Source organism: Sneathiella marina (assembly GCF_023746535.1).
Taxonomy (GTDB): domain Bacteria; phylum Pseudomonadota; class Alphaproteobacteria; order Sneathiellales; family Sneathiellaceae; genus Sneathiella; species Sneathiella marina.
This window is the reverse complement of the sequence record NZ_CP098747.1, coordinates 3374429-3399947: the sequence shown is the minus strand read 5'-3', so window position 1 is coordinate 3399947 and position 25519 is coordinate 3374429. Positions and strand designations below refer to the sequence as shown.

Annotated in this window: 20 protein-coding genes; 14 read left to right on the top strand and 6 right to left on the bottom strand. The window is 50.4% G+C overall.

Translation table 11 applies throughout. The annotated features are described in order from the left end of the window. The first annotated feature begins 180 nt into the window (after window positions 1-180). The 3 genes from NBZ79_RS16410 (at window position 181) to NBZ79_RS16400 (ending at window position 3219) form a co-directional block, all read left to right on the top strand. Window positions 181-1371, top strand: a complete 1191-nt coding sequence (locus NBZ79_RS16410; protein ID WP_251933625.1) for an acyl-CoA dehydrogenase family protein — start codon at window positions 181-183, stop codon at window positions 1369-1371. 28 nt (window positions 1372-1399) lie between these two features. Then, the gene (locus tag NBZ79_RS16405) at window positions 1400-2932 is read left to right on the top strand and encodes an acyl-CoA synthetase (protein ID WP_251933624.1); all 1533 of its coding nucleotides are present in this window, start codon (window positions 1400-1402) and stop codon (window positions 2930-2932) included. A gap of 95 nt (window positions 2933-3027) precedes the next feature. Further along, window positions 3028-3219 (top strand): putative periplasmic lipoprotein, encoded by a 192-nt coding sequence (locus NBZ79_RS16400; RefSeq protein ID WP_251933623.1) that lies wholly within the window; start codon window positions 3028-3030, stop codon window positions 3217-3219. 52 nt (window positions 3220-3271) lie between these two features. On the opposite strand, the gene NBZ79_RS16395 is transcribed toward NBZ79_RS16400, so the two are convergent. The 3 genes from NBZ79_RS16395 to NBZ79_RS16385 all read right to left on the bottom strand — a co-directional run bounded on the left by NBZ79_RS16395 (window position 3272) and on the right by NBZ79_RS16385 (window position 6854). Continuing rightward, a complete protein-coding gene (locus NBZ79_RS16395; RefSeq protein ID WP_251933622.1) occupies window positions 3272-4075 on the bottom strand; it encodes an enoyl-CoA hydratase/isomerase family protein in 804 nt (267 codons plus the stop codon). A gap of 101 nt (window positions 4076-4176) precedes the next feature. Further along, window positions 4177-5382 (bottom strand): acetyl-CoA acetyltransferase, encoded by a 1206-nt coding sequence (locus tag NBZ79_RS16390; RefSeq protein ID WP_251933621.1) that lies wholly within the window; start codon window positions 5380-5382, stop codon window positions 4177-4179. A gap of 2 nt (window positions 5383-5384) precedes the next feature. Further along, window positions 5385-6854: a hydroxymethylglutaryl-CoA synthase family protein gene (locus NBZ79_RS16385; protein WP_251933620.1), complete on the bottom strand. Its 1470-nt coding sequence runs from the start codon at window positions 6852-6854 to the stop codon at window positions 5385-5387. Window positions 6855-7330: 476 nt separating this feature from the next. On the opposite strand from NBZ79_RS16385, the gene NBZ79_RS16380 reads away from it, so the two are divergent. The 4 genes from NBZ79_RS16380 to NBZ79_RS16365 are packed head-to-tail and all read left to right on the top strand — an operon-like array spanning window position 7331 to window position 13887. Further along, window positions 7331-8953, top strand: coding sequence for an acyl-CoA carboxylase subunit beta (locus NBZ79_RS16380; protein ID WP_251933619.1), 1623 nt, complete (start codon window positions 7331-7333; stop codon window positions 8951-8953). Window positions 8954-9005: 52 nt separating this feature from the next. Next, window positions 9006-10997 carry an acetyl/propionyl/methylcrotonyl-CoA carboxylase subunit alpha gene (locus tag NBZ79_RS16375; RefSeq protein WP_251933618.1) on the top strand — a complete coding sequence of 664 codons (1992 nt, stop codon included), beginning with the start codon at window positions 9006-9008 and terminating at the stop codon, window positions 10995-10997. Between the two features lie 29 nt (window positions 10998-11026). Then, complete coding sequence (locus NBZ79_RS16370) at window positions 11027-11821, top strand: TIGR03084 family metal-binding protein (RefSeq protein WP_251933617.1); 795 nt, start codon at window positions 11027-11029, stop codon at window positions 11819-11821. A 29-nt stretch (window positions 11822-11850) separates the two neighbouring features. Continuing rightward, on the top strand, window positions 11851-13887 hold the full coding sequence (locus NBZ79_RS16365; protein WP_251933616.1) for an oxidoreductase: 2037 nt from the start codon (window positions 11851-11853) through the stop codon (window positions 13885-13887). A 7-nt stretch (window positions 13888-13894) separates the two neighbouring features. Here NBZ79_RS16365 and NBZ79_RS16360 read toward each other — a convergent pair whose 3' ends face one another. From NBZ79_RS16360 to NBZ79_RS16350, 3 genes are read right to left on the bottom strand one after another with little or no spacing between them, the layout of a single operon-like run. After that, a complete protein-coding gene (locus tag NBZ79_RS16360; RefSeq protein WP_251933615.1) occupies window positions 13895-14980 on the bottom strand; it encodes an acyl-CoA dehydrogenase family protein in 1086 nt (361 codons plus the stop codon). Between the two features lies 1 nt (window position 14981). Then, on the bottom strand, window positions 14982-16196 hold the full coding sequence (locus NBZ79_RS16355; RefSeq protein ID WP_251933614.1) for an acyl-CoA dehydrogenase family protein: 1215 nt from the start codon (window positions 16194-16196) through the stop codon (window positions 14982-14984). 37 nt (window positions 16197-16233) lie between these two features. Beyond that, the gene (locus tag NBZ79_RS16350; protein WP_251933613.1) at window positions 16234-17379 is read right to left on the bottom strand and encodes an acyl-CoA dehydrogenase family protein; all 1146 of its coding nucleotides are present in this window, start codon (window positions 17377-17379) and stop codon (window positions 16234-16236) included. Window positions 17380-17568: 189 nt separating this feature from the next. Between NBZ79_RS16350 and NBZ79_RS16345 the strand changes: the two genes are divergently transcribed. From NBZ79_RS16345 to NBZ79_RS16315, 7 genes are all read left to right on the top strand, one after another. Then, complete coding sequence (locus NBZ79_RS16345) at window positions 17569-18195, top strand: TetR/AcrR family transcriptional regulator (RefSeq protein WP_251933612.1); 627 nt, start codon at window positions 17569-17571, stop codon at window positions 18193-18195. Between the two features lie 34 nt (window positions 18196-18229). After that, on the top strand, window positions 18230-19057 hold the full coding sequence (locus NBZ79_RS16340) for an enoyl-CoA hydratase/isomerase family protein (RefSeq protein WP_251933611.1): 828 nt from the start codon (window positions 18230-18232) through the stop codon (window positions 19055-19057). Further along, on the top strand, window positions 19054-20871 hold the full coding sequence (locus tag NBZ79_RS16335; protein WP_251933610.1) for an acyclic terpene utilization AtuA family protein: 1818 nt from the start codon (window positions 19054-19056) through the stop codon (window positions 20869-20871). Before NBZ79_RS16340 ends, NBZ79_RS16335 begins: the two co-directional genes overlap by 4 nt. A gap of 34 nt (window positions 20872-20905) precedes the next feature. Further along, entirely contained in the window at window positions 20906-23002 is a 2097-nt protein-coding gene (locus NBZ79_RS16330) for an acetate--CoA ligase family protein (protein ID WP_251933609.1), read from the top strand. Continuing rightward, a complete protein-coding gene (locus NBZ79_RS16325) occupies window positions 23002-24207 on the top strand; it encodes a CaiB/BaiF CoA transferase family protein (RefSeq protein WP_251933608.1) in 1206 nt (401 codons plus the stop codon). Before NBZ79_RS16330 ends, NBZ79_RS16325 begins: the two co-directional genes overlap by 1 nt. A 71-nt stretch (window positions 24208-24278) precedes the next feature. Further along, window positions 24279-24944, top strand: coding sequence for a rhomboid family intramembrane serine protease (locus NBZ79_RS16320; protein WP_251933607.1), 666 nt, complete (start codon window positions 24279-24281; stop codon window positions 24942-24944). Window positions 24945-25041: 97 nt separating this feature from the next. Further along, on the top strand, window positions 25042-25518 hold the full coding sequence (locus NBZ79_RS16315) for a YHS domain-containing (seleno)protein (RefSeq protein ID WP_251933606.1): 477 nt from the start codon (window positions 25042-25044) through the stop codon (window positions 25516-25518). Window position 25519 lies beyond the last annotated feature (1 nt).

The following is a 25519-nucleotide window of genomic DNA, read 5'->3' as shown; positions in this document are numbered from 1 at the left end:
TCCGGGATCTGGTTTCTGATCTTCAAAGTAGCCGTAATATGTTTTATCATAAAAAAACCATCCGGAAGGCTTTTTATTTAAGAGCAATTTTTCCTTGCTTGCGTTAGTATGTATCCTTGCGAATGCATTCGATCCGCATAATCCGGAAGACGCCGGTCAAAAAACAAAAGGAAAATGCCGATGCCGATCCAGTATGATGATGGTGATAACCCGTTTGATTTTGATCATCGGTATTTGGGACCATACTACACAGAAGATCATAAGTCCTGGCGGGCAACATTGCGGTCATTTGTTGACGAAGAAATTATGCCCCATGTAGATGAGTGGGATGAGGCAGGAGAATTTCCCCGGGAACTTTACAAGAAGGCGGCGGAGATTGGACTGCTTGGCATTGGCTACCCTGAAGAATATGGAGGAACGCCTGTTGAAGATGAATTTTTTCAATTGATCACCGCAGAGGAAATGTCGCGGCTCAGTGCTGGCGGCATTAACGCTAGTCTCCTCGTGCATAATATAGGGCTTCCGCCTGTCCTTGCCATCGGTACAAATGAGATGAAGGCTCGGGTGGCGCCTTCGGTACTAGCGGGAGAGAAAATTCATGCATTGGCTATCACGGAACCCTCCGGTGGTTCTGATGTCGCAAACATCAAGACAAAGGCAGTTCTGGAGGGCAATCACTATATCGTCAATGGTTCGAAGATGTTTATCACCGGTGGCATGCGCGCGGACTATTATACGGTCGCTGTCAGAACGGGTGGAGAGGGCCGTAGCGGAATTTCCTTGTTGCTGATCGAACGCGACATGCCCGGGTTTACAAGAACATCCCTGAAAAAACAAGGTTGGTGGGCATCAGATACTGCAGCGCTATATTTCGACGACGTAAGGGTTCCGAAGGAGAATCTCATCGGTCAGGAGAATAATGGCTTTATTGGCATTATGACGAATTTCAATAGTGAGCGGTTGTGGATGGCTGCAAGCTCGAACAGCCTGGCACGTGTATGTATGGAAGATGCTATCGCATGGGCCCGGGAACGATACACCTTCGGTAAAAGGCTGGCTGATCACCAGGTGATACGGCACAAAATTGCAGAAATGGCGCGTAAAATTAATGCGACGCAAGCCTATCTGGAGCAATGTGCTTTGCGGGTTCAGGCTGGTGAGAAGCCTGTCGCGGATTTATCATTGTTGAAGGTGCAGTCCACATTAACCATGGAGTTTTGCGCCCGTGAGGCGATGCAAATTCTTGGAGGTGCGGGATACATGCGCGGTTGCCGCGTGGAGCGAATATATCGGGAAGTTCGCGTAATGGCCATCGGCGGAGGGTCAGAAGAAATAATGCGAGACCTTGTCGCCCGTCAAATGGGCATTTAGGAAAAAAATAAAACTGGGAGAGAACATTATGGCTGTATTGCATTACGATTGGCTTGAGGGGCACGCAAACCGGGTTCCAGATAAAACGGTTTGGATTGACCTGCATTCCAATCGATCCTTTACCTATTCACAAGCGAATGATCGGAGCAACCGGCTAGCGTCTCATTTGCAAATAAATTGCGGAATTGAAAAAGGGGACCGTGTCGGTGTTCTGGCAATGAACTCCACCGATATGTTCGAAATGCAACATGCCTGCGCGAAAATCGGTGCCATATTTCTACCGTTAAACTGGCGCCTAACGGTGTCAGAGCTGGAATTTATCATAAATGACGCCGCGCCAAAGATTATGATCCACGACAGCCAATTCAACAATGAAATAGCCGAACTCAAAGAAAAAACCAGTTTTAAACAATCTCTGGAAACCAGTGGCGGTGGTGGAGATACCCCATATGAAGCCGCAATACGGGGCGCAGAGTCAAAGCCGGCTCCAGTTGAAGTTACTCATGACGATATCTGGACGATCATGTATACCTCCGGAACGACGGGACTGCCAAAGGGAGCCATAAACACCTATGGCATGACATTTTATAACGCTGTGAACATGGGGTTTCCCATGGGATTCACGCCGGACGCTGTTGCCCTTACCATTCTGCCACTGTTTCATACGGGCGGGTTGAATTGTTACAGTTCAGTTGCCTTGTATGTGGGCGGAACAACTTTGGTTATGCGCGCATTTGACCCGGCGGAATGCTTGCGTCTCATTGATGATGCCGATGTGGGCCTCAGTCATTTCTTTGGCGTTCCGGCGAACTATTTGTTTATGAGCCAGCATCCGGATTTTGTTACAACTGATTTTTCCCGCTTGGTATGTGCCGGCATCGGGGGCGCGCCAACTCCTGTTCCATTACTTGAAACCTACGAGGCTCGGGGTATTGCGCTTCAGCAGGGCTATGGCATGACGGAAACAAGTCCCACTGTTCTTGTTCAGGATGCAGCCATGGCGACAGGAAAACCGGGGTCGACCGGAAAGCTGGCCATGAATACTCAAGTTCGTGTCGTCGGTGAAGACGGTGAAGATGTGGCGCAAGGTGAAACCGGAGAGTTATGGGTGAAAGGGCCAAATATTACCCCAGGATACTGGAACCGGCCGGAAGCCAATGCAGAAACTATCACGGACGGTTGGCTGCATACCGGAGATGCCTGCCGCATGGACGAAGAAGGCCACTATTATATCGTTGATCGTTGGAAAGATATGTACATATCAGGTGGGGAAAATGTCTATCCGGCGGAAGTTGAGAGTATCCTGTTCAAAATGGAGGGCATTGCAGATATTGCTATTATCGGTGTCGCCGATGATCGTTGGGATGAAGTTGGTTGTGCGGTTGTTGTCAAATCTCCTGACTCAGATATATCAGCTGAAGATCTCCTATTATTTTGTCAGGACAAGCTGGCCCGATTCAAAATCCCCAAGCACGTCCTTTTTATGGATGAGCTGCCGCGAAACGCCACAGGTAAAGTACTTAAGCGGGTATTGAAAGAAGATATCGGTGACCTCCGGTAAAGCTAGTTTAAGTGGGGGACTTTAAATAATTGTGCAAATTAGCTGATATTGGTGTAATATTGATGACCATCAATTGAAATAGTGGGGGTGTATAAATGTCAAAATTTTGGATTATACTTTCGACAGTTGCTTTTCTTTCGGCTTGCGGTAGTAACGAACCAGCGACTGTTACTGATAAAACAGTCGGGCAGGAATTGATTGATTTAAAAAAGGCCTTTGATACAGGCACTATTTCTAAAGACGAATATGAAGACCTGCGCGAAGCCATTTTGGATAAAAACAGCTAAAGCGTGGAAATTGGATTTTCCAGAACAGGTTTCCTTGCTTAGCGGGAGCGCCTTAGCTTTCCCAATTGTATAGCAGCGGTTCCTTTTTGGTAAAGCGCGCAACCGCATCTTTATTGTAATCCGTATTGAAGCATATCTCCTGCGCAGATGCTTCCATTTCCAATACGGATTGGGAATCCAGATCGAGAGATTGATTTGTAATTCTTTTCGTCAGGGCGAAGGCTTTCCCGCTGGCAAGCTGAAGCCGTTTTGCGAGGATTTGTGCGGCGTCTAAAAGTTCTTCTTTGGGGTGAATTTCGAACGCGATCCCGATTTCCTTTGCTTCTTCCGCCAGAACAGGGCGACCTGTGTACATGATTTCCTTGGCCCGTTGCATGCCAATCATACGGGGCAGAACATACATAATGCCGCAATCGGGAACCGCGCCAATGCGGCAGAATACAGAACAAAAACGCGCAGTAGGAGAGCAGAGAATAAAGTCCGCACAGAGAGCTAGCGAAAAGCCGCCACCATATGCTGCGCCGTCAACGGCAGCGATGACGGGAACTTCCAAATTCCGAAAACGTTGTATCCAGTCGTTAATGGCGTAAATTCGTTTCCGGTAATCGGCTCCGGGCTCCCCTTCCTTTGGCTGATTTTTAAGCATGCCCTTGATATCGCCGCCGCCGCTGAAACTTCCGCCGCTGCCGGTAAGGACAACCGCATCAATGTCGTCCCGGCTGGATATTTCGGTAATTAATCCGGAAAGACAGTTCTGCAATTCTTGGGTAAAGGCGTTCCGTCTTTCTGGACGCGTCATGGTAATTGTGGCTATTCCCTCTATGACAGTCATCTCTGCAACATTGCTTTCAGACATATCGTCCTCCCTCTTTTTTTTATTTAATTAAACTCTGCCTTAAAACAAACCAACCGGCAAATGCCGGTTGGAATGATGACTTGGTTTTAGCCGGCGAAGGGTCAGGCGCCCTCTTTTCCAACGATTGTCAGTGAGCAAACATTCTGGTGAGGGAAGCCCCCAAGATTATGGGTCATTCCGAACACCGGTTCTTCGCTCCGTTGTCGATCACCGGCGCGTCCGTTCATCTGCAGATACATCTCGTAGATCATTCGCAAACCGGACGCTCCGATGGGATGGCCGAAGCATTTGAGCCCGCCGTCAATCTGACATGGAATTTCACCATCGGCGTCGAAGAAGCCATTCATAATGTCATTTACGGCTTGTCCTTCGTCGGAAATGAACAGGTCCTCCATTGTCACCAGCTCTGTGATTGAAAAACAGTCATGGACCTCGAACAGGCTAACTTGATCCCGAGGCTTTGTAATTCCAGCTTCCTTATAGGCCCGGTTCGCGGCGGCACGTGTTGTCACGAAATGGCTGCCATCCCATGAATTATGCTGGGCCTCGCGACCGTTGGACGCAGAAAGCTGCATTGCCTTGACGGTGATCAAATCCTTCTTGCCAAGAGCCTTGGCAATTTCAGGCGTTGTTACGATGGCACAGGCGGAGCCGTCACTAACACCGCAACAATCGAAAAGGCCCAGAGGCTCGGCAATCATCGGCGCATTCATGACTTTTTCTTCGTTTATCTGGTTGCGCAGGTGAGCCTTCGGATTTCGCGATCCGTTATCATGGCTTTTGACGGAAATATGAGCCATGGCTTTTTTCATGTCTTCCTTGCTGACACCATGCTTAGCGGAATACGCAGTCGCAAGTTGAGCGAAGGAGCCAGGAGCTGATGCGTTGGCCCAGAACATGTCGTTTACGGAGCCCCGGTTGCGTTGTGGCAGGCCGCCATAACCGGTGTCTTTTAGTTTCTCCACGCCAAGCGCCAGGGCGATATCGCAGGCACCGGACGCAACGGCATAAACGGCTCCCCGAAAAGCTTCTGATCCACTGGCGCAATAGTTTTCCACGCGGGTGACAGGGATATTCGGCAGGCGCAGCGCCATTGATAGCGGTACAGCCGATTTGCCCACATGCTCTTCTTCAATACCGGTTCCGAACCAGGCTGCATCAATTGAGCTTTTCTCAATGCCGGCATCCTCGAGGGCTTCAATGAACGCCTCGATCATAAGATCCTCAGCATTGTCATTCCACCGTTCACCAAAGCGCGAGCACCCCATACCAAGAATAGCTACTTTATCTTTAATTCCTGAGGCCATTGTTATTCTCCTTTTTGTGCAGCGGCTACGGGAGTCGCTTTCCAGAAATAGCGTCTAAATCCACGCTTGTTGTCGTAATCTTTCACACGGAACACCATGCGCATCGCCATACCGACTTCAACATCCGACTCAGGCGAAATATCCGTAAAATCGCTCATTAGCCGTCCGCCCTCTTCAAACTGGACCATACCATAATATGCCGGTGGGTCCGGTGAATAGGTAAGCCGGTCGGCGGTGAAGGAATTGACGCGGGCAATTCGATCCGCGAACGGATAGTCTTCTTGCGTATGGACGGCGCCGCAATTCTCGTTTACGCACATATTGCTTTTCGGAAACTGAGCTGTACCGCATTGGGTACATTTTCCGCCCAGCATCCGTTGCGCCATATTCTTGTTACGGTACAATGTGGTCAGACCGGTTTTCTTATCGGTCTCAGCGCGAATGCCCCGCTCGAGATTGATCAGATCGTGAAAGGCCAGAAATTTATTGTAGTTTGATTCGGCGTAACGACGGGCGAGATACCCGGTGATGCCCATACGCGGGGCTAAATTGGCGATTTCATCAGTAACTTCGAACAATAGTGCATCACTGCCTTGTCCGAAACTCGCGACCAGAATTTTGTCACCGGGTTTACTGTTCTGAAGCGCCTGCGCCAGCATGACCATCGAATGGGCTGTGCCGGTTTCTCCGCAATTGGCTTGCAGATTGTCAGCAACAGAGGTTTCGGGAAAACCCATTTGTTTCGCCAGAGTTGCAGCAATACGCTTCGCGGCCACAGGAAAACAAAAAGTTGTAATTGAGGAGGGGTCGACGTCACTTTGTTCCAGCACGGAGGCGATCGCTGCGGGAACTATTTTCAAATAGCCCTCATCACGGACCCAACGTTCTTCCCAACTATAGTCATAGGCTTCACCTTCACCGCGAAAATGGTCGACGAAGTCCACGGCCTCGGTATGGCTGGCAAGCAATTTTGCAATCACCTTGCCCTGACCAACGAGGAAGGCTGCAGCACCATCACCAGAGGTGAATTCCAACGGGCTGGCTGCGCGGGTTTCGCGTTTCTCGGCTGTCGTGTAAAGAACCGGTTCACTACTTCCCTTGGCGACGTGCAGGGCCAGCGAGAGGCCAGCACTGCCGGCCCGTTGCGAGGACGAAAAATCCATGGTTTGAAGTCCGGATTTTAAATTCAGGGCGTCGGCGACGATCCCGGCATTTTGTCGATCGTTGAAGGGAAAAGAGGTTGAGGCCATATAGACGGCGGAAATCGCATCGCGATCCATATCTCCTAAACAGTCGCGCGCCGCTTCAACAGCCATAGTCACACTGTCTTCGTCCCAGTTCGCCATCGCCCGCTCACCTTTCGCGAGGCCATTTAATCCGGGATTAAACCAGCTATGTGCTTTCGCAATTTCGCTACGCTGTAATCGGCTTTGGGGAATGTATCCACCATAGGCCAATATTCCTACTTCCATCTCTTTCGGCTCCTTTTATTTATTATTCTTAGTGCCATTTTATGTCGTGTGAAGCGCATAAATGATCACTACCTGTTGCAACCATTTCATATGCCATACGGGTGCAGTCTAGATTGTGTCTCCTGCAAACACCAGATTTTTTGGTAACCTGGTATCCTGAAATCCGAGCACAACGCTCCAGCTTATTTGGAGACCATTTTTTTATGTATCTTGAGTTTGCCATCCGTAATTACAATTTGAAACATTCATTCATGAATGATAGTGTTGATCCAAAGAAAAAGCAATCCTCTTTTGAGCGGTCGCTTCTATCCAGGGTGACAACAAGATAACAATAGGTTTGATCTGAGATGAGGTCTGATAATCCAAGGTATGACTTTGCAGCAATACACAGCTGTTCGGCACCTTTTCTCTAACTCTGTTGGCATATTCATGTTATCAAGAATTAATAAAAAACAATAAAAAACGGGGAGCCCCGAATGACTGCCTTTACGTCCAAGATTGTATCGACTTCCGATTCTTATGTTACGAACCGGCAAGAGATGTTGTCTCTGATAGACGACCTTCACGCCCTAAAGGACAGAGCCAGGGATCTATCGGAACGCCGTCGTCCCATATTCGAACAGCGCGGGCAACTGACGCCGCGGGAGCGTGTTGTGCGTTTACTGGATCCTGGAATGCCCTTTCTGGAGTTGTTTGGGCTGGCAAATTATATGGTGGATACGGATGATCGGGAAAAAAGTATTCCCGGCGCCAGTTCCATAACGGGCATTGGATTTATCAATGGCGTTCGATGTATGATATGCGCCAGTGATAGCGGAATTAATGCGGGAGCCATGACGCAGAAATCCGGTGAGAAGCTGCGTAACTGTCAGGACATAGCCATTGATAAAAAGCTGCCCTTCGTTCACCTGGTTGAAAGTGCCGGGGCGAATCTGCTGAAATATCAGGTGGAATCCTGGGCATGGGGTGGCGGTGGATTTCAACGTCTGGCCAAACTGAGCGCTGCGGGCATACCGACATTCGTTGTTTTGCACGGGCCGTCGACCGCGGGCGGGGCCTATCTGCCCGGCATGAGCGATTACGTCATTGGTATTAAGGGACGCGGCCGGGCATCTTTAGGCGGCGCGGCGCTTGTGCGGGCGGCCACGGGAGAAATTTCCGATGAAGAAGAATTAGCCGGGTCAGAAATGCATGCGACGACTACCGGCTTGGTTGAGTATTTGGCAGAAGATGACGCGCACGGATTATTAATCGCCCGGGATATCGTTGGACGGCTTGACTGGAATAAGAACTGTGCCCGGCCGACCATAGAGACCTTCGAAGAGCCTATTTACGATCCGGATGAAATTGCCGGTGTCGTTCCGGTGGATTACCGGAAACCCTATGATGTCCGTGAAGTTGTCGCCCGACTGGTGGATGGCTCGGAATTTGACGAATTCAAACCTCGTTACGGATCAACTCTCGTCTGTCTGCAGGCAAGTATCTATGGTCATGCCGTCGGTATTGTCGGTAATAATGGACCCATTGATCCGGACAGTGCCGCGAAAGGAGGGCAATTCTTCCAGCTTTGCGACCAAGCGGATATTCCGATTATTTTCCTCAATAATATTACCGGATATATGGTCGGTAAAGAATATGAACAGCGTGGCATGATCAAGCATGGCTCCAAAATGATCCAGGCGGTCGCCAATGTCCGGGTGCCAAAGCTTACGCTTTACATCGGTGCGAGCTTCGGCGCTGGAAACTACGGAATGGGGGGCTTTGCGTATGAGCCAGATTTTCTTTTTGCCTGGCCAAACGCTCAAACCGGCGTAATGGGCGGAGAGCAGGCGGCGACAACCATGGAGCAGGTGGCGCGCGGAGTTGCGGAGCGTAAAGGTCAGGACGTTGATGAAGAGGCCTTCGCTGCTCAAAAAGCGAGGCTCATACATCATTTTGATAGCCAGGCAGATGCCTTTTATACGTCCGGCCGGTTGCTTGATCAGGGTGTCATTGATCCAAGGGATTCCCGAAAGGTATTGGGATTTGCTTTGCAAACATGCTGGGAGGCGCGCAATCGAACCCTGCATCCAAACAGTTTTGGTGTCGCCAGACTGTAGGGATATTGAGCGAAATAAAAATAAAAGAACCAAATTTGCAGGTTAGAGAAAAATGAGAAACTTCCAGAACATATTAGTTGCCAATCGCGGGGAAATTGCCGTCCGTGTCATGCGGACGGCGCAAAGTCTCGGCTATAAAACCATTGCTGTTTATTCCGATGCGGATGCGGACGCGCCACATGTGAAAATGGCCGATGATGCGGTACATATCGGGCCGTCTCCGGTCGGGCAATCTTATCTTGATATGGATCGGATTCTGAAAGCGGCGAAGGAAAGCGGGGCTGAAGCAATCCATCCCGGCTACGGGTTCCTGTCGGAGAACGCGGAATTTGCCCGTGCCTGCGACGCTGCGGACCTCGTGTTCATAGGACCCACAGCTGACTCCATAGACTTGATGGGCAATAAGGCAGCTGCAAAACGCCGAATGATTGCGGCTAATGTACCCTGCGTTCCGGGGTATGAAGATGCGGATCAATCGGACGATACCTTGATTGCAGCGTCGAAGACTATCGGCTTCCCGATCATGGTAAAAGCTGCGGCAGGTGGTGGTGGCCGCGGGATGCGTCTGGTGAGGGACGCTGCGGACCTGACGGACGCGTTGGCCTCTGCAAGGTCTGAGGCTCTAAACGCTTTCGGCTCCGATGAGTTAATTCTGGAAAAAGCAATTCTTGAGCCGCGGCATGTGGAAGTCCAGGTGTTCGCAGACAGCCATGGTAACGTTATTCATCTTGGCGAACGCGACTGCTCCGTCCAGCGGCGCCATCAGAAAGTGGTTGAGGAAGCTCCCTGTCCGATAATGACAGCAGAATTGCGCGAGAAAATGGGGGCCGCCGCCGTGGAGGCAGCACGGAGCATTCAGTATCGGGGCGCTGGAACCGTTGAGTTTTTACTCGATAGCGGTGGAAATTTCTATTTTCTGGAAATGAATACGCGCCTGCAAGTGGAGCATCCGGTAACCGAACTTATCACCGGTCTTGATCTGGTGGCTCTGCAAATTAAAGTAGCGGAAGGCGGTTTGCTTGGGCTGGAACAATCGGATATTGAACTGACCGGGCATGCTATTGAGGTGCGCCTTTACGCTGAGGACACAGCGCAGGACTTTCTACCTTGCACTGGGACGATTTCGAAATGGATACCGGCGGCGGGAGCGGGAGTCCGCTTTGATAGTGGTATAGAGGCGGGGCAGGATATTTCGCCATTCTACGACCCGATGATTGCCAAAGTGGTAACATATGGTGAAACAAGAGAAATAGCCCGGCATAGGTTAATCGATGCGCTCAAGGAAACGGTCTTATTTGGCCTGACAACCAATCGCGGGTTCTTGATAGATGTGTTGTCAAAAGACAGTTTTGCAGAAGGGTCGGCAACAACGGCCTTTATCGCACAGGAATTTTCCGATGAGGATCTAAAAATCGATCTTCCGGCGCCAGAACAAGCGGCTACGGCCGCCGTTATACAGTATCATTGCGAGCGGGAGAAAGTACGGACCAAGGCGATTTTTGGAAGCCCTCAGTTGCAAGATTGGTCCAGTGGCGGAAGCTTGCTGACCCGGTATATCTATAGTTGGGGTGAAGAAACAATTGATCTGACTGTCTCTCCGATGCGGGATGGCTCTTACGAAGTACGTTTAGGGGATACCGTCATCCTCATTGACCTTGTTTCCATCACAAATGATACGGCCACACTGACTGTAAATGACAGGCGCCGCCGCGTTCATTATGATGGATCTACAGATAATGTTCTTGAAATTTCGGAGCATGGCGTTACCCATCATTTCCGTAATTCGATCGCTTTTGCGCAAAATGCTGAAATCGCGGCGGGGAACGGCAGGATTGTCGCACCGATGCATGGCACCTTGCTGGAGGTTTTCGTGCAGGCCGGCGATGATGTTAATGCAGGGGATCGTTTGGCTGTTTTAGAAGCCATGAAAATGCAGCATGATATTCTGGCCGATATCGATGGTGTGGTGAGCGAGGTAGCGGCACTCGCTTCCCAACAGGTTGCCATAGACGATTTTTTGATCGAAATAGAAGCGGCAGAATAAGCCGATAGAGTAAAGGTAGGAGAAGACGGATGTTAGCAGAAGCTTACGACTTTAAAGATGAGAGTGAAGCTCTTTACAATCTTATCAAACCATTGTCAGAGGCTGAATATGACAAAGTCACATTGTTCAGGGACTGGACAATTAATGACGTCCTGCAACATCTGCATTATTTCAATTATGTGGCGGATCTGACATTGTCAGACGAAGACGCCTTCGTGCAAACCTATACTGAGTTAAAAGGATTGCAGGAGAAATCCGGCTCACTGGTTGAGGCGACTGATGAAATGCTCAAAGGTTTGAAAGGGATCGCACTCAGGGATGCCTGGCATGATTATTATCACTCAATGGCGGATCGTTTTTATGCGGCTGATCCAAAACAGCGATTAAAATGGGTTGGTCCCAGTATGAGTGCAAGAAGCAGTATTTCTGCCAGGCTGATGGAAACCTGGTCGCACGCTCAAGAGATTTATGATTTGCTGGGGACCGAACGGCAAAATGAGGATCGGATCAAAAGCATTGCCGTTATGGGCATCAATACCTTTGGCTGGACCTTTAAAAACCGCGAAGAACCCATACCTGAGAATGTTCCGCATGTGCGGCTAAAGGCTCCTTCAGGAGCTATCTGGGAATGGAATGATAACAACTCGGCAGACCTGATTGAGGGCGATGCGGCGGAATTTTGTCAGGTTGTCACACAGACCCGCAATATTGCCGATACTTCATTAAAGGTTACCGGTGAAATTGCGACACGGTGGATGGCGGTGGCTCAGTGCTTTGCCGGACCGGCGCGGACACCACCTGCCGCAGGAACGCGTCACGCATAAGAATTTCGATAAAAAAGAGAAGTAGCATCATGTCGGCATTTGAAAAATACCCGAATTTGTTTTCACCGCTTGATCTGGGATTCACTCAGTTGAAGAACCGTGCCCTTATGGGCTCCATGCATACGGGCCTGGAAGAACTGGAAGATGGATTTGAGCGCATGGCGCCTTATTTTGCGGAACGGGCGCGTGGAGGTGTTGGTATGATCATCACCGGCGGAATTTCGCCAAATCTTGAAGGTGGTATGGGTGCCAAGCTATCAACGAGGGAAGAAGCCGCCCAGCACCGGCTGATCACGGAAGCGGTTCATGAGGCGGATCCGGATGTGAAAATATGTATGCAGATATTGCATATGGGCCCTCTCGCACGGAATAAAGGGGCCGTGGCACCCTCAGCAGTCCGGTCTCGGATCTCACCCAATACGCCCCATGAACTGGATGAAGCAGGGATTGAGAAACAAATTGCCGATATGGTGAATTGCGCTGTAAGGGCGCAGGAGGCCGGGTATGACGGGATCGAGATGATTGGATCTGCGGGCTATCTCGTCAGTACTTTTCTCGTCGAAAAAACCAATCAAAGAACCGACCAGTGGGGTGGCTCCTACGAAAACAGGATGCGCTTTCCGCTTGAGCTGATGCGCCGTATTCGCGAGGCTGTCGGACAGGAATTTATTCTCGTTTTTCGAATTGCGGCCATGGACATGTTGCAGGGCGGTATGTCCTGGGATGAGGTCGTTACGCTGGCAAAGAAACTGGAAGCGGTCGGCGTGAATATTATCAGTACTCATTTCACCTGGCATGAAGCAGCCGTGCCGACCATTGCGACCATGGTCCCCCGCGCAGCCTTTGCCGGCGTGACAGGGCGATTGCGTAAAGAGCTGAGCATCCCGACCATCACCAGTAACCGGATTAACATGCCCGATGTCGCGGAGGCTGTTCTTGTGAAAGGCGATGCGGACATCGTTTCCATGGCGCGGCCAATGCTGGCCGATGCGGAGTTTATGCGAAAAACAGCAGAAGGTCGCGAGGACGAGATCAATACCTGCATTGCCTGTAATCAGGCCTGTCTCGATCATACTTTTGGCGGCCATCAGGAAGTCAGCTGTCTGGTAAACCCGCGGGCCTGCCATGAAACCAAACTGAATTACGTGAAGAGCGAAAACCCGAAAAATATTGCGATCATTGGCGCTGGCCCGGCTGGCCTGGCCTATGCGGATGTCGCTTCCAAGCGGGGCCATAGCGTATCGATTTATGATGCATCCTCTGAAATTGGCGGGCAGTTTAATCTTGCAAAACAGATCCCGGGCAAGGAGGAATTTTACGAGACGATCCGCTATTTTAACCGCATCATCGAGAAACGAAAAATACCTCTATATCTCAATATATCTGTAGATAAAGAGATGTTGCTGGCAAAAGGATATGACGAAGTCATCGTCGCAACAGGCATTACACCGCGTGTTCCCGACATCGAAGGAATCACCCATGAAAAAGCAGTGAGCTATATTGATGTCATCAACGGAGCGGTCCCTGTGGGGAAAAAAGTTGCAATTATGGGGGCCGGAGGCATCGGGTTTGATGTGGCCGAGAAGATTATGCATGCGGGTAAATCGGCCGCTCTTGATATTGACATTTTTGCCAAAGAATGGGGTATCGATTTTGAAAACCATCCCCGCGGCGGCGTAACAGGCGTAGAGCCCGTGGTCGAGGCGGCAGATCGGGAAGTTACATTGCTGCAGCGCAAATCCACACCGGTTGGACGCGGCCTTGGCAAAACCACTGGCTGGACACATCGCCTGGCACTGGCCAGACGGGGTGTAAAAATGATCAATGGGGTTGAGTATCTGAAGATTGATGATGACGGATTGCATCTGCGGATCAATGATCAATACGAAATACTGGACGTTGATACAGTGATCATTTGCGCCGGGCAGACACCAAAACGAGAGCTTTTTGATCAACTGGTGAAAGAGGGCGCGTCAGCCCAGCTGGTTGGCGGTGCGTATGAAGCCATGGAGCTTGATGCAAAACGGGCGATAAACCAGGCAAGTTATCTTGCGGCAGCCATATAAAGTTTAACTAGCCCAGCCCTTGCAGTCGGGCGGCATCGGCGCGTAGTTTTTCCGGCGCTCCCCATGTTGCCCGGTTAAAACCGATGCGTTTAAACCAGAAATGCAGGCCCATCAGGTCTGTATATCCCATCCCGCCATGGACCTCGGTTGCGGTACGCGCAACAAAGCGGCCGACATCGTCCATTTGTGATTTTGCAAGCAACCCGGATAGCTCTGCATCATCTGACATAACGTCGAAGGCGTAGGCGGCATACCATATCAATGCCTGACAGGGTTGAAGTTCCGCGGCCATTTCCGCGCACATATGTTTGACAGCCTGGAAGGATCCGATTGCCCGGTCAAATTGCTTGCGATCCTTTGCGTAGGCCACGGCTTGCCGCAACATTTCCTGTCCGGCGCCGAAGCTTTCCGCGGCCAGGATGATCCGACCGGCATTGAGCACTCTGTCGATTTTGTCAGACGTCGTCTGTGGAAGCCCGGATGCCTGCACATTTTGAAACTTCAGCTCAGCGATCGGGCGGGTCCCATCGATGGTGGGAGAATGGATGATTTCCAATCCGGGTGAATCCGCGCCGACCAGATGAAATCCTTGCTGGCGATCAGCAACGACAAAGGCATCAGCGCCGGCGGCATCTATCACAAAAGACGCCGTGCCAGTAAGAGTCCCGTTTTCCTCTGTCAGGCCTGAACCTCGCCGCGCACCACTGGCCAACTCGGAAATGGCGACACCGATCCGGACGGATCCGTCGGCAAGTCTGGGCAACCATTCAGATTTCTGGGTCTCATCAGCCATCAGCATGATCGCCAATGGCGCAACAACTGCTGTTCCGACAAACGGTACAGGCGCGGCGCTTTTTCCAAGCTCTTCCGCGACAACAACCGCCTCTATCAGACCAAGAGCTGCACCGCCATATTGTTCCGGAATCAAAAGCGCGGTCATGCCAAGCCCGGACAGTTCTTGCCAAAGAGCGCCGTCAAAAGGCTCATCGCCCGTACTAATCCGGCGGATACTATCCAGTGTTACATTGCGTTCCAGGGAGCCCCGAAAGCTGTTCTGTATCATGAGCTGTTCGTCAGAAAGACCGAAATACATGTTACGAACCTTTCTGATGGCGCGGTTCCCGCGGCATGTCCAGTCCCCGCTCCGCGATGATGTTTTTTTGGATTTGTGCTGTGCCGCCACCGATTATGAGGCCGAGATCATACATATACCATTGCTGCCAGATGCCATCTTCCTTCGCTGAAGGGATACCATCATAAAGAACGCCGATTTCACCAAGGGCATCAATGGCGAGTGCGTCGAGTTGGTGGTTTAATTCGCAGCCTAAAAGCTTGCAGATCATATCTCCAAGTCCGGGAGCCTTGCCATCCTTGGTGCGTGTCAAAAGCCGCATTTCATGAAACCGCATAGCTTGAACCCGAGCCTGCAGGGAGACGAACCGGTCTGTCAGATTTTTATTTTCCCAAAGCGGGCGTCCGTCCAGCATTTCCTTCTTGAGCAGCGTAGAAATCTTGTTCAGGCGTTCCAGCGAGCCATTGGCGTTTGAGAGCATGCCCCGCTCATGCTTAAGCGTACTATTGGCGACTTTCCACCCATTTCCCCGACCACCAACTACTGCGTTTTTTGGGACCCGAACATCCGTGAAGAAGACTTCGTTGAAGGACGGGTGCCCCGTCATTGTTTGTAAGGGCCGCACGTCAATCCCCGGTGTATCCATTGGGAAAATCAGATAGCTGATCCCCTGATATTTGGAGGCATCAGGCTCTGTCCGAACGAGGCAGAAAATCATGGGTGTAATATGTGCAGATGATGTCCAGATCTTTGACCCGTTAATCAGAAAATCGTCACCGTCCTCGATCGCGCTCGTTTGCAGGCTGGCTAGATCAGATCCCGAATTTGGCTCCGAGTAGCCCTGGCACCACATGACATCCCCCCGAATTGTCGGGCCAATCCAGGTTTTCTTTTGTTCTTCCGTTCCGTGCTCAAGAAGTGTGGGCACGAGCATGGAAATGCCCTGACTATAAAGCCCTTGCGGTATGTCAGCAGCGAAAAATTCGTCGGCAATAATTCGGTTTTTAAGAATGTCAGGCTCTGCTCCATAGCCGCCATAGGCTTTTGGTACGGTCCGACCGGCATATCCATTTTTGACAAGCAGTTTTTGCCAGGCTTTGACAGTATCGGTATAGGGTCGCGGAGATAACCGGAAAGAATGCGCGGTTTCTTCAGGTGCCGTCGCCTTATGTTTATCCAGAAACTGACGGACTTCCTGGCGAAAGGCGAGATGTTCCGTGCGATCGGTTAAGTCCATGTTTCGGGCCTTTATTCTTTTGGATACGGATGCCGCATCATGAGGGAGATATTCCCATCAATTTCGTGATGACTTTCAACATGACTTCATCAGCGCCCCCACCAATTGAAGTTAAACGGAAGTCTCGAAATCTTCGGGAAATGGACGATTCCCAGACATAACCCTGTCCTCCCCAATACTGAAGACAGCTATCCATTACCTCCCGCTGCAAACGGCCGACCTTGAGTTTCGCCATGGACGCCAGTTTGGTGACATCTTCACCGGCGACATATCTTTCGACCGCATGATAGGTGAGGGCACGTAGCGCCTCGACTTCTGTCTGCAGCTCCGCCAGCCGATAATTTACAACCTGATTATCAAGAATGGACTTACCAAAGGCTTTTCGCTGCCGCGTATATTCAATGGTCTCGTTGATGGCCTCTTCCATGACACGCGGGCCACGGGCAGCAGCAAACAGCCTTTCTTCCTGGAACTGCTGCATTTGGTAAATAAATCCTCGTCCCTCTTCACCTATTCTGTTGCTTTGGGGAACGCGGACATCGTCAAAGAAAAGTTGCGCCGTATCAGACGACATCATGCCGATTTTTCTTATTTTGTGTTTTGTTATTCCAGGACTATCCATGGGTATGATGATCAGGGTCTTGTTCTTATGGGCAGGGCCATCTCCCGTATTGGCAAGGCAGCAGACCCAGTCCGCTTGCAGCCCATTTGTAATGTACATTTTTGAGCCGTTTATCACGTAGTCATCGCCATCCTTACGAGCATTGGTTCGTAAACTGGCGACATCGGATCCGGCTTCTGCTTCCGTCACACCGATGCAGGCGACCATGTCTCCTTGCAGGGCCGGAACTAGAAACTCTCGGCGCAACGCATCGGAGCCATGTTGGGCGAGAGCGGGGGTCGCCATATTGCTTTGAACGCCGATCCCCATGGCGACACCGCCGCAATTTATATACCCGAGTGCTTCAGAGGAGACTGCTTCGTACGAATAATCCAATCCGCTGCCGCCGAATTCTGCCGGTTTGCTGATTCCGAGAAATCCCATATTTCCCATTTTTTTGAAGAGGTCATGGGCCGGAAACATTTCCGCCTCTTCCCATTCATCTACATAAGGGTTGATTTCAGCGTCGATAAATTTTTTGAGACTGTCTGACAGCTCACGGTGTTCTTGGGTGAATTGCATGCTAATTTTCCACCTTCTGGCCCAGCGGATGTGCTAAATGAGTTCAGCATATCGTATATTTGGATTGTCTTTTTGTTGGGAAAATACTAACATTCATGAATGAATGTTACAAATGATAATTTGAGCGATCTATATTTCCGGTTCTCGCCAGACAATGGCAGACCAATTTTTACATAGGAATAGATGCTGATGGCAACAGTGGCTGAGTCAAATAGCACAGGGAGAAAACGGCAGGAGGAGCGGCGCATAGAAACCCGGACGAAGCTCGTGGATGCCGCAATAAAGCTGCTGCACAATAAAGGGGCCTCTCAACTCACGACACAAGATGTCGCCCGCGAAGCCGGCATGACCCGCGGCGCCATACAGTACCATTTTGATAGCCCGAAATCTCTTCTGGTGGCCAGTATCAATGAGATCGCGGCACGGCTCGTCGAGCATCTGAATACCGAACAGCTTAAACAGCTGCCGTTACAGGAAAGGCTGGATCGGGTTTTTGACGAGTATTGGCGGGGATTTCAGGGAGAAGCCTATACTGCCTTTATGGAGATTACCATGAGAGGTCGAAATGATCCGGAATTTAGCGCTGCAATAACATCCGCGCTAGATGAGCTGGAGCGAAAACGCGCGCTGACTTGGCAGGAAATATTCGCCGATACTGGCCGGGACCTGGAGGAAATCGTATCCTGGCGGTCAACGCTGATGATCACCTTCCGTGGATTGGCTTTGACAAGAATTATTGCCGGGGATAGTGAAAAACTTTCTCCCCAAATAGAGCGGTTTAAGGATATGTTTAAGCAATATCTGACCGCATTATAATTTTGTCGGCCAAATTAAAAAGAAAGAGCATAAAATGCCGGATCTACCAAAATGTGAGTTTCTGCTTTTGGATGTGCAGGGACCAAGGTTAAATCTCACCTTTAATCGACCTGACCAGCGAAATGCAATCAATAGCCAGATGGGTGAAGAGTTTGCTGCCGTTGTTGAATGGTTGTCAAATTCAGACGAAGTGCGTGTGGTAATCTTGCGCGGAGCAGGCGGGCATTTTTGTGCAGGCGGCGATATAAAAGAGCGCCGAAATATGGCGGAAGATGTCGTTACCGAAGACAGTGATCCAATTATGGAAAGAAACCGTGGGGCCGGCATGGCTTTTTTGCGGTTTGAAAATCTGCCGCAGACCACTATCGCCGTTGTAGAAGGATCCGCCTTTGGTGGCGGTATGGGATATGCATGCCTTGCAGATATCACAATCGTATCGGAAACCGCAAAAATGGGCATGCCGGAAACCACACTTGGCGTTGCACCCGCCCAAATCGCCCCGTATGTGGTGAAACGAATTGGCCTTACCCGTGCACGCCAATTGGCGTTAACCGCAGAGAGGTTCGGCGGCGACAAAGCGTATGAATATGGCATTGCACAATATCTGTGCCGGGACGATACGATCGACACTACCCTGGAAGACGTCGTTGCCAAGGTTCTGAAATGCGGACCAAAGGCGAATGCTGCGACCAAGGCCATTATGTTGAAAGTTGGCTCTGTACCGGAAGAAGACATGATCCGGTTTTCGGCTGAAAAATTCTCCCTTCTTAATCGGGGAGCCGAAGGAAAAGAAGGGCAATCTGCTTTTGCGGAAAAGAGAAAACCTGCCTGGCAGGAAACCGGTGAAGGGGGGAAGCGATGAGCAATTTAGAACCCTCAAAGACCGTTCGCATCGGTGGAGCCTCCGGATATTGGGGAGATTCTCAGGAAGCACCCCGTCAGTTGGTGATGAAGGGCAATGTTGATTACCTGGTATTTGATTATCTTGCCGAAGTCACCATGTCCATTCTCGTGCGGGCAAAACAAAAAGATCCGGAGGCAGGATATGCCAAGGATTTTATTGGCTTGGTCATGAAGCCGCTTATCAGTGAAATTAAAACGCGCGGCATAAAAGTCGTCGTAAATGCTGGCGGTGTAAATGTTGCGGCCTGCGCTGCAGCGCTGGCCAAGGTTGCCAGCGATGCCGGTGTTTCATTGAACATAGGAACCGTTGAAGGCGACAATCTTACGGACCGCATCGAAGAATTGCGGGGGCAGGATGTAACAGAAATGTTCTCCGGCAAAGCGATGCCTGAAAAAATGATCAGTGCTAACGCTTATCTGGGAGCCTTTCCCATCGCGGCTGCGCTGGATGCCGGCGCGGAAGTCGTGATTACCGGTCGTTGTGTCGACAGCGCTGTTACCCTGGGGCCGCTTATCCATGAATTTGGCTGGTCCGCCGATGATTATGACAAGCTGGCTTCGGGGAGCCTGGCCGGGCACATTCTTGAATGCGGCGCGCAAGCAACCGGCGGTAATTTCACGGACTGGAAAGATACTGTGGGCGGTTGGGATGACATGGGATATCCCATTGCCGTTTGTCGGGCTGATGGAAGTTTTGCTATTACGAAACCTGATGAGACCGGTGGTATCGTCTCCAAATTTTCCGTTGGAGAGCAAATTCTCTATGAAATCGGTGACCCTTCCGCTTATGTGATGCCGGATGCTATTTGCGATTTTTCAGATGTTACATTGACGGAAACCAAAAAAGACTGGCTGGAAATAACCGGCGTAAAAGGCGGTGCACCTACGGCGACGTATAAAGTATCCGGCACTTATATGGATGGATACCGATCGACTGCTTCTACGGTAATAACCGGATTTGATGCGGTTCAAAAAGGGGAAGCTTTTTCGGCCGCGTTGATAAAACGCACCCGCCGCTTGTTTATGGAAAGAAACCTGGGTGACTACCGGGATACGGCGACACATATTATCGGTGCCCAGACACTTTGGGGCGGTAATGCTGACCAGATGGCACCGATGGCACGCGAGATTATTACGCAGATAGATGTACGTCATGATGAACGTTCAGCTCTTGAGCTCTTCTCCAAGGAAACAACCGGCGTTGGTCTCTCCATGACAACGGGCCGCTGTTCCGCAGGGGCGGCGGGCCGACCAAAAATTACCCCGGTCGTCGCGCAATTCGCTTTTCTGATCGATAAAAATGACGTCCAGACTGACGTATTTGTCAACGACAAGAATATCGGGTTTGAAATGCCTGTACCCGAAACATTCGGTGAGATTAGGCAGCAGGTCTCCAACAGAGATGGCAAGCCGCCGGAGGTTAATGAAGAACTGGTTGACGTTCCGCTTATTTCTCTGGCAGTTGCGCGCAGCGGCGACAAGGGCAACAATGCGAATGTTGGTGTTATCGCCAGGTCAGAAGCGTATTTACCCTGGATCAAGGAAAGCGCTTCAGAAGATCGGGTAAAGGAATGGTTCGCTCATGTAATCGAAGGGGACGTTACCCGATTTGATCTTCCGGGAATGGGAGCAGTGAATTTCTTGCTGACTGACTGTTTGGGCGGCGGCGGGACGTCGACATTGCATCTGGATAATCTGGCGAAAACCTATGCGCAGCAATTATTGGCACTTCCCATAAAAGTGCCTAGTTCTCTGGCCAAAAGCCTGACATAAATACATATATAAAGGGATAAGAAGGAAGCAATCCATGACCCATTCGCTTGAAGCCATGCTCAGGCCGAAATCTGTAGCCATCATTGGTGCGTCAGACACGCCGTCCCGCATTGGCGGCCGACCGATCAATTCAATGAAAACCTTAGGGTTTAAAGGCGATATTTATCCAGTAAACCCGAAATGGGAAACTATTCAGGATTTGCCTGCATTCGGTAAAATTCAGGATGTCCCCAAAGGAGTTGATTGCGCGATTATCGCTGTTCCTGCAAAAATTGCTGTTCAATCGGTTCGTGATTGCGCCGATCAAGGTGTTAAAAGCGCCGTGATGTTTACATCTGGATTCGCCGAACTCAGTGACGACGGCGCGAAAGCTCAGCGTGAGATCACCGGTATTGCCAAGGAAAGCGGCATGCGGCTGATTGGCCCAAATTGTCTGGGTGTCTTTAATGTGGATGCAAGCTGGTACGGAACCTTTACCAATGCACCGGGAATGTTGCGCCTGCCACCGGGACCAATGGGGATCGTCAGCCAGAGTGGTGCGTACGGCGCTCATGTATTTATGGTGTCCCAGTTGCGCGGTGTTGGCTCAAATTATTGGGTTACGACTGGAAACGAATCCGATGTTGATGTTGCCGAGGTCATTGAGTTTTACGCACAAGCGCCGGACGTCAAGGTGATCCTCGCCTATGCAGAGGGGATGAAAGATGCCGATCGGATCTGCAAAGCGCTGGAGATGGCGCGGGATGCGGAAAAGCCTGTCATTTTCATGAAAGTCGGCAGCACGGATGTGGGGGCACAGGCAGCTGCTTCCCATACGGCATCGCTTGCCGGGGCCGATGCGGTCTATGATGCTTTGTTTAAACAATATGGCGTCTATCGTGCGGAAACGACAGAAGAATTTGTGGATGTCGCCTATGCCTGTCAATATGGTCGATATCCGACGGGACGGAAGATCGATCTGCAAACAATTTCCGGCGGTGTCGGCGTGCAGATGGCGGATGCCTCTGTTAAATACGAACTGGACGTTGCGCCGCTTCCGGTTTCGACACAAAAGAAATTGAAGGAACTTATCCCCTTCGCAGGGGTGACGAACCCAGTTGATTTTACCGCCCAGGCTCTAAACGATCCAAGCCTGATGGAAGCCAATATCAGCATGACAATTGATGAAGCGGATTTCGATGCGCATATCGTCTATATGGCCAGCGTCCCGGCTTCTCCATTTACGAAGGATATTTGTAAGCAGATTTTCACGAATATCCGCGAAAAATACGCCGATGAAATCATGATGATGAGTATTATCGGTCCGGATGAGGTCGTGTCTACCTATGAAGATCTCGGCATCCCCTGCTATGAGGATCCGTCGCTTGCTGTGCGTGCTATGGCATCATTGATGCATTTCGGCGAGGTTTTCGAGCGAGGCCGCCCGGACGCGCCGCCTGCGTTACCAACTGGAGCCCTGCCGGCGCCAACCACACCAATTGCAGAACATGAGGCAAAACGAGTGCTGAACAGCATTGGTGTTCCGGTAACAACGGAAGAACTTGTGCAATCCCGCGAGGAAGCAGTGGCCGTCTGGCAGAAAATTGGCGGAAAAGTTGTCATGAAAATCGCGTCGCCGGATATTTTACATAAAACAGAGATTGGCGGTGTTCTCTTGAGCCTGGATACTGCCGAGGAAGTTGCTGCCGGCTTTGATACTCTAATCGAGCGAGCTAAAACAGCGAAGCCGGACGCAAAAATTGACGGTGTAATTGTGGCTGAAATGGTGTCCGGTGGTGTCGAAACCGTTATGGGCGTCGTTTGTGATCCTGTTTTTGGCCCTGCGGTCATGTTTGGTCTTGGCGGTGTTTTCGTTGAAGTTTTGAAGGATGTGACTTTCCGGCTTGCCCCGTTTGGGGTCGATGAAGCGCATCGAATGATTGATGAAATTCAGGGGCGGGCGATGCTGGATGGTGTGCGGGGTGCTCCGCCTTCAGATATAGAGGCACTGGCAGAGGCATTATCGAAACTCTCTGTTTTTGCTGCAACCAACGCGGATACCATTGAAACCATTGACGTAAACCCGTTTATTGTCCTTCCAAATGGCGCCGTTGCCGTCGATGCCTTGATCGTACCGAAAGTGGAAAACTGATGCGTGCCTATGAAAAGCTAAAAGTAGTTGATTTTACGCAGGTTCTTGCAGGCCCGATCTGTACGCAGATGTTTTCCCTGCTCGGTGCGGATGTTGTTAAGATTGAAGCCCCGAAAAAAGGGGATCAATTGCGCACAACCTTGACGGATCCCGAAATGGCGGCGAAGCTTCTTTCACCGGCTTTTCTGACGGTCAACCTGGGCAAGAAGAGCCTTGCGCTGGATTTGAAGTCGGAAGCAGGGCGGGAGATAGCCTATAAACTCGTTGAGGACGCTGATGTTGTTGTCGAAAATTTCAGCCCCGGAGTCGCCAAAAAACTCGGGATTGATTACGAAACATTGAAACAGCGCAAACCTGATCTGGTGTATTGCTCAATTAGCGGATACGGACAGGAGGGACCAAGAAGTCGAGATAAGGCATATGATTCTGCCATTCAGGCGGCATCTGGTCTTTTTACACTAAACGGCCATGAAGAGACCGGACCAACACGCATCGGGATCATGGTGATTGACATGTTCACCGGAATTAATGCGGCGTTTGCCGTCTCGTCGGCAATCAACCGGCGCCATGTCACTGGAGAGGGGCAGTATCTGGATGTCGCCATGTATGATAGCGCCCTTATGTTGGCCGCGGCGCAAATGGCAGACTTTATGGTGCGCGGCAATATTCCGCCGTTGCTCGGCAACGATTCTCCAACCCGGCAGCCTACTGCCGGATGCTTCGATACCCTGAACGGGAAAATCCTGGTTGCAACTATTACCTCTGCTCAGAATGAAAGTGTGCTCAAGGCGATTGGTCTGGCGCATTTACTCGAAGATCCGCTTTACGCGACATTTGAGGCTCGTCAGGCAAACCTGGAATCCGGGTTGGCGTTGGTTGGTGATGCTTTGAAGGTGAAAACCACCGAAGAGTGGCTGCAAATCATGAACGAAGCTGGCATAGCCGTTCAGGAAGTTAGAACACTGCATGAAGCTGTCAAGGATCCCCAACTGGAACATCGCGGTATAATGATCGATACCGGTAAGATTCAAGGATTCGAGGATGCGCTACGACTAGTCGGTGCGCCTTTTATAGCCGATGTAGACAGCCCAATGACTAAGGTTGCACCGCCGACACAGGTCGGTCAGCATACCGCGGAGGTTCTTAAGTCCCTTGGGTATGCTGATGAAAAAATTGCTGAATTTCTTGCTGTAAACGGAGAGTAGCCCTATTACATATACCCTGTGTTTTTTTCCTGCCGGAAATATTAACGCCGGTAAAAAGTAGGGTTCCATTTTTGACGCAAAATTCAAACTCCGATGAACCGATGTTCAATGTTCCGCCGGTCACCATGTATTTGGTGGCGGCTATTTTTATCGTTCATCTACTGATGTTGGTAACAACCCAGGCGACGGAAAACTGGGTTTTGCTGAATTTCTCTTTTCGCCCGGCTGTCGTCAGCGCCATATTGGAAAATCCGACTGTTCCAAATTTGTTTCATTTGTTTGTGACGCTGAACAGCCATATGTTTTTGCATCATGATTGGGCCCATATGATAATCAATGCCGGGATGCTTTTGGCATTCGGGACAATGGTGGAACGGAGATTTGGACCGGCCCGCTTTCTTGTATTGTATTTTCTGTCCGGGTGGTTAGGGGCAATTGCGGAATATCTAATTGCGGAACCCGGCCTTGATATATTTCTCTATGGCGCGTCCGGAGGCGTTTTTGGAGCGATGGGGGCAACTGCGATTGTCCTTCTTCCTCGTTACAAATGGCGAGGTGTGCTGGTTTTTGTTGCAGTCTTGATGGGGATTAATCTGTTAATTGGCGCGACAGCTCTTGGTACTTTATTGGTAGGTCCGGGAGCTGGAATAGCGTGGGCAGCTCATTGCGGCGGGTTTGCAACTGGAATGTTACTGGCTTTTCTATACACAAGAACAGGAAAAGCAATGCGGATCTGATCGCGGAAACGTTATTGAAATTGCCTGGTATGCCGATCAGACAATGGCTAATTAGGGTATAACATGTTCATGTAATGTTAAATATAAGGAGAAAAACATGACATCCGCCCGCATTGGCCTTCATAGTTTTTTCGTTGCCGTGTTAGTCGGCATCATGTCTTTTTCAACTTTGAGCAGCGCTTCCGCCAAAAGCCTCTACTACAGTAGCTTGTTCGGAACCGCCGTTGAGGGGTATGACGTTGTCGCCTACTTTACGGAGGGAAAGCCGGTTGAAGGGACTGACGATCTCTCGGTCAATTGGAAAGGGGTAACCTGGCAATTCTCCAGTGCAGAAAATAAGGCACTTTTTGAGTCAGATCCGGAAAAATATGCGCCTCAATTTGGGGGATATTGTGCATGGGCTGTTAGTCAGGGTTACACAGCCTCTACGGTTCCAGAGGCCTGGAATATTATCGATGGCAAGTTATACTTGAATTATTCAAAGGGTGTACAAAGTACATGGGAGCAGGATATTCCGGGCAACATAAAGCTGGCGGATACAAACTGGCCCAATATAAGTAAGGATTTCAAATAGC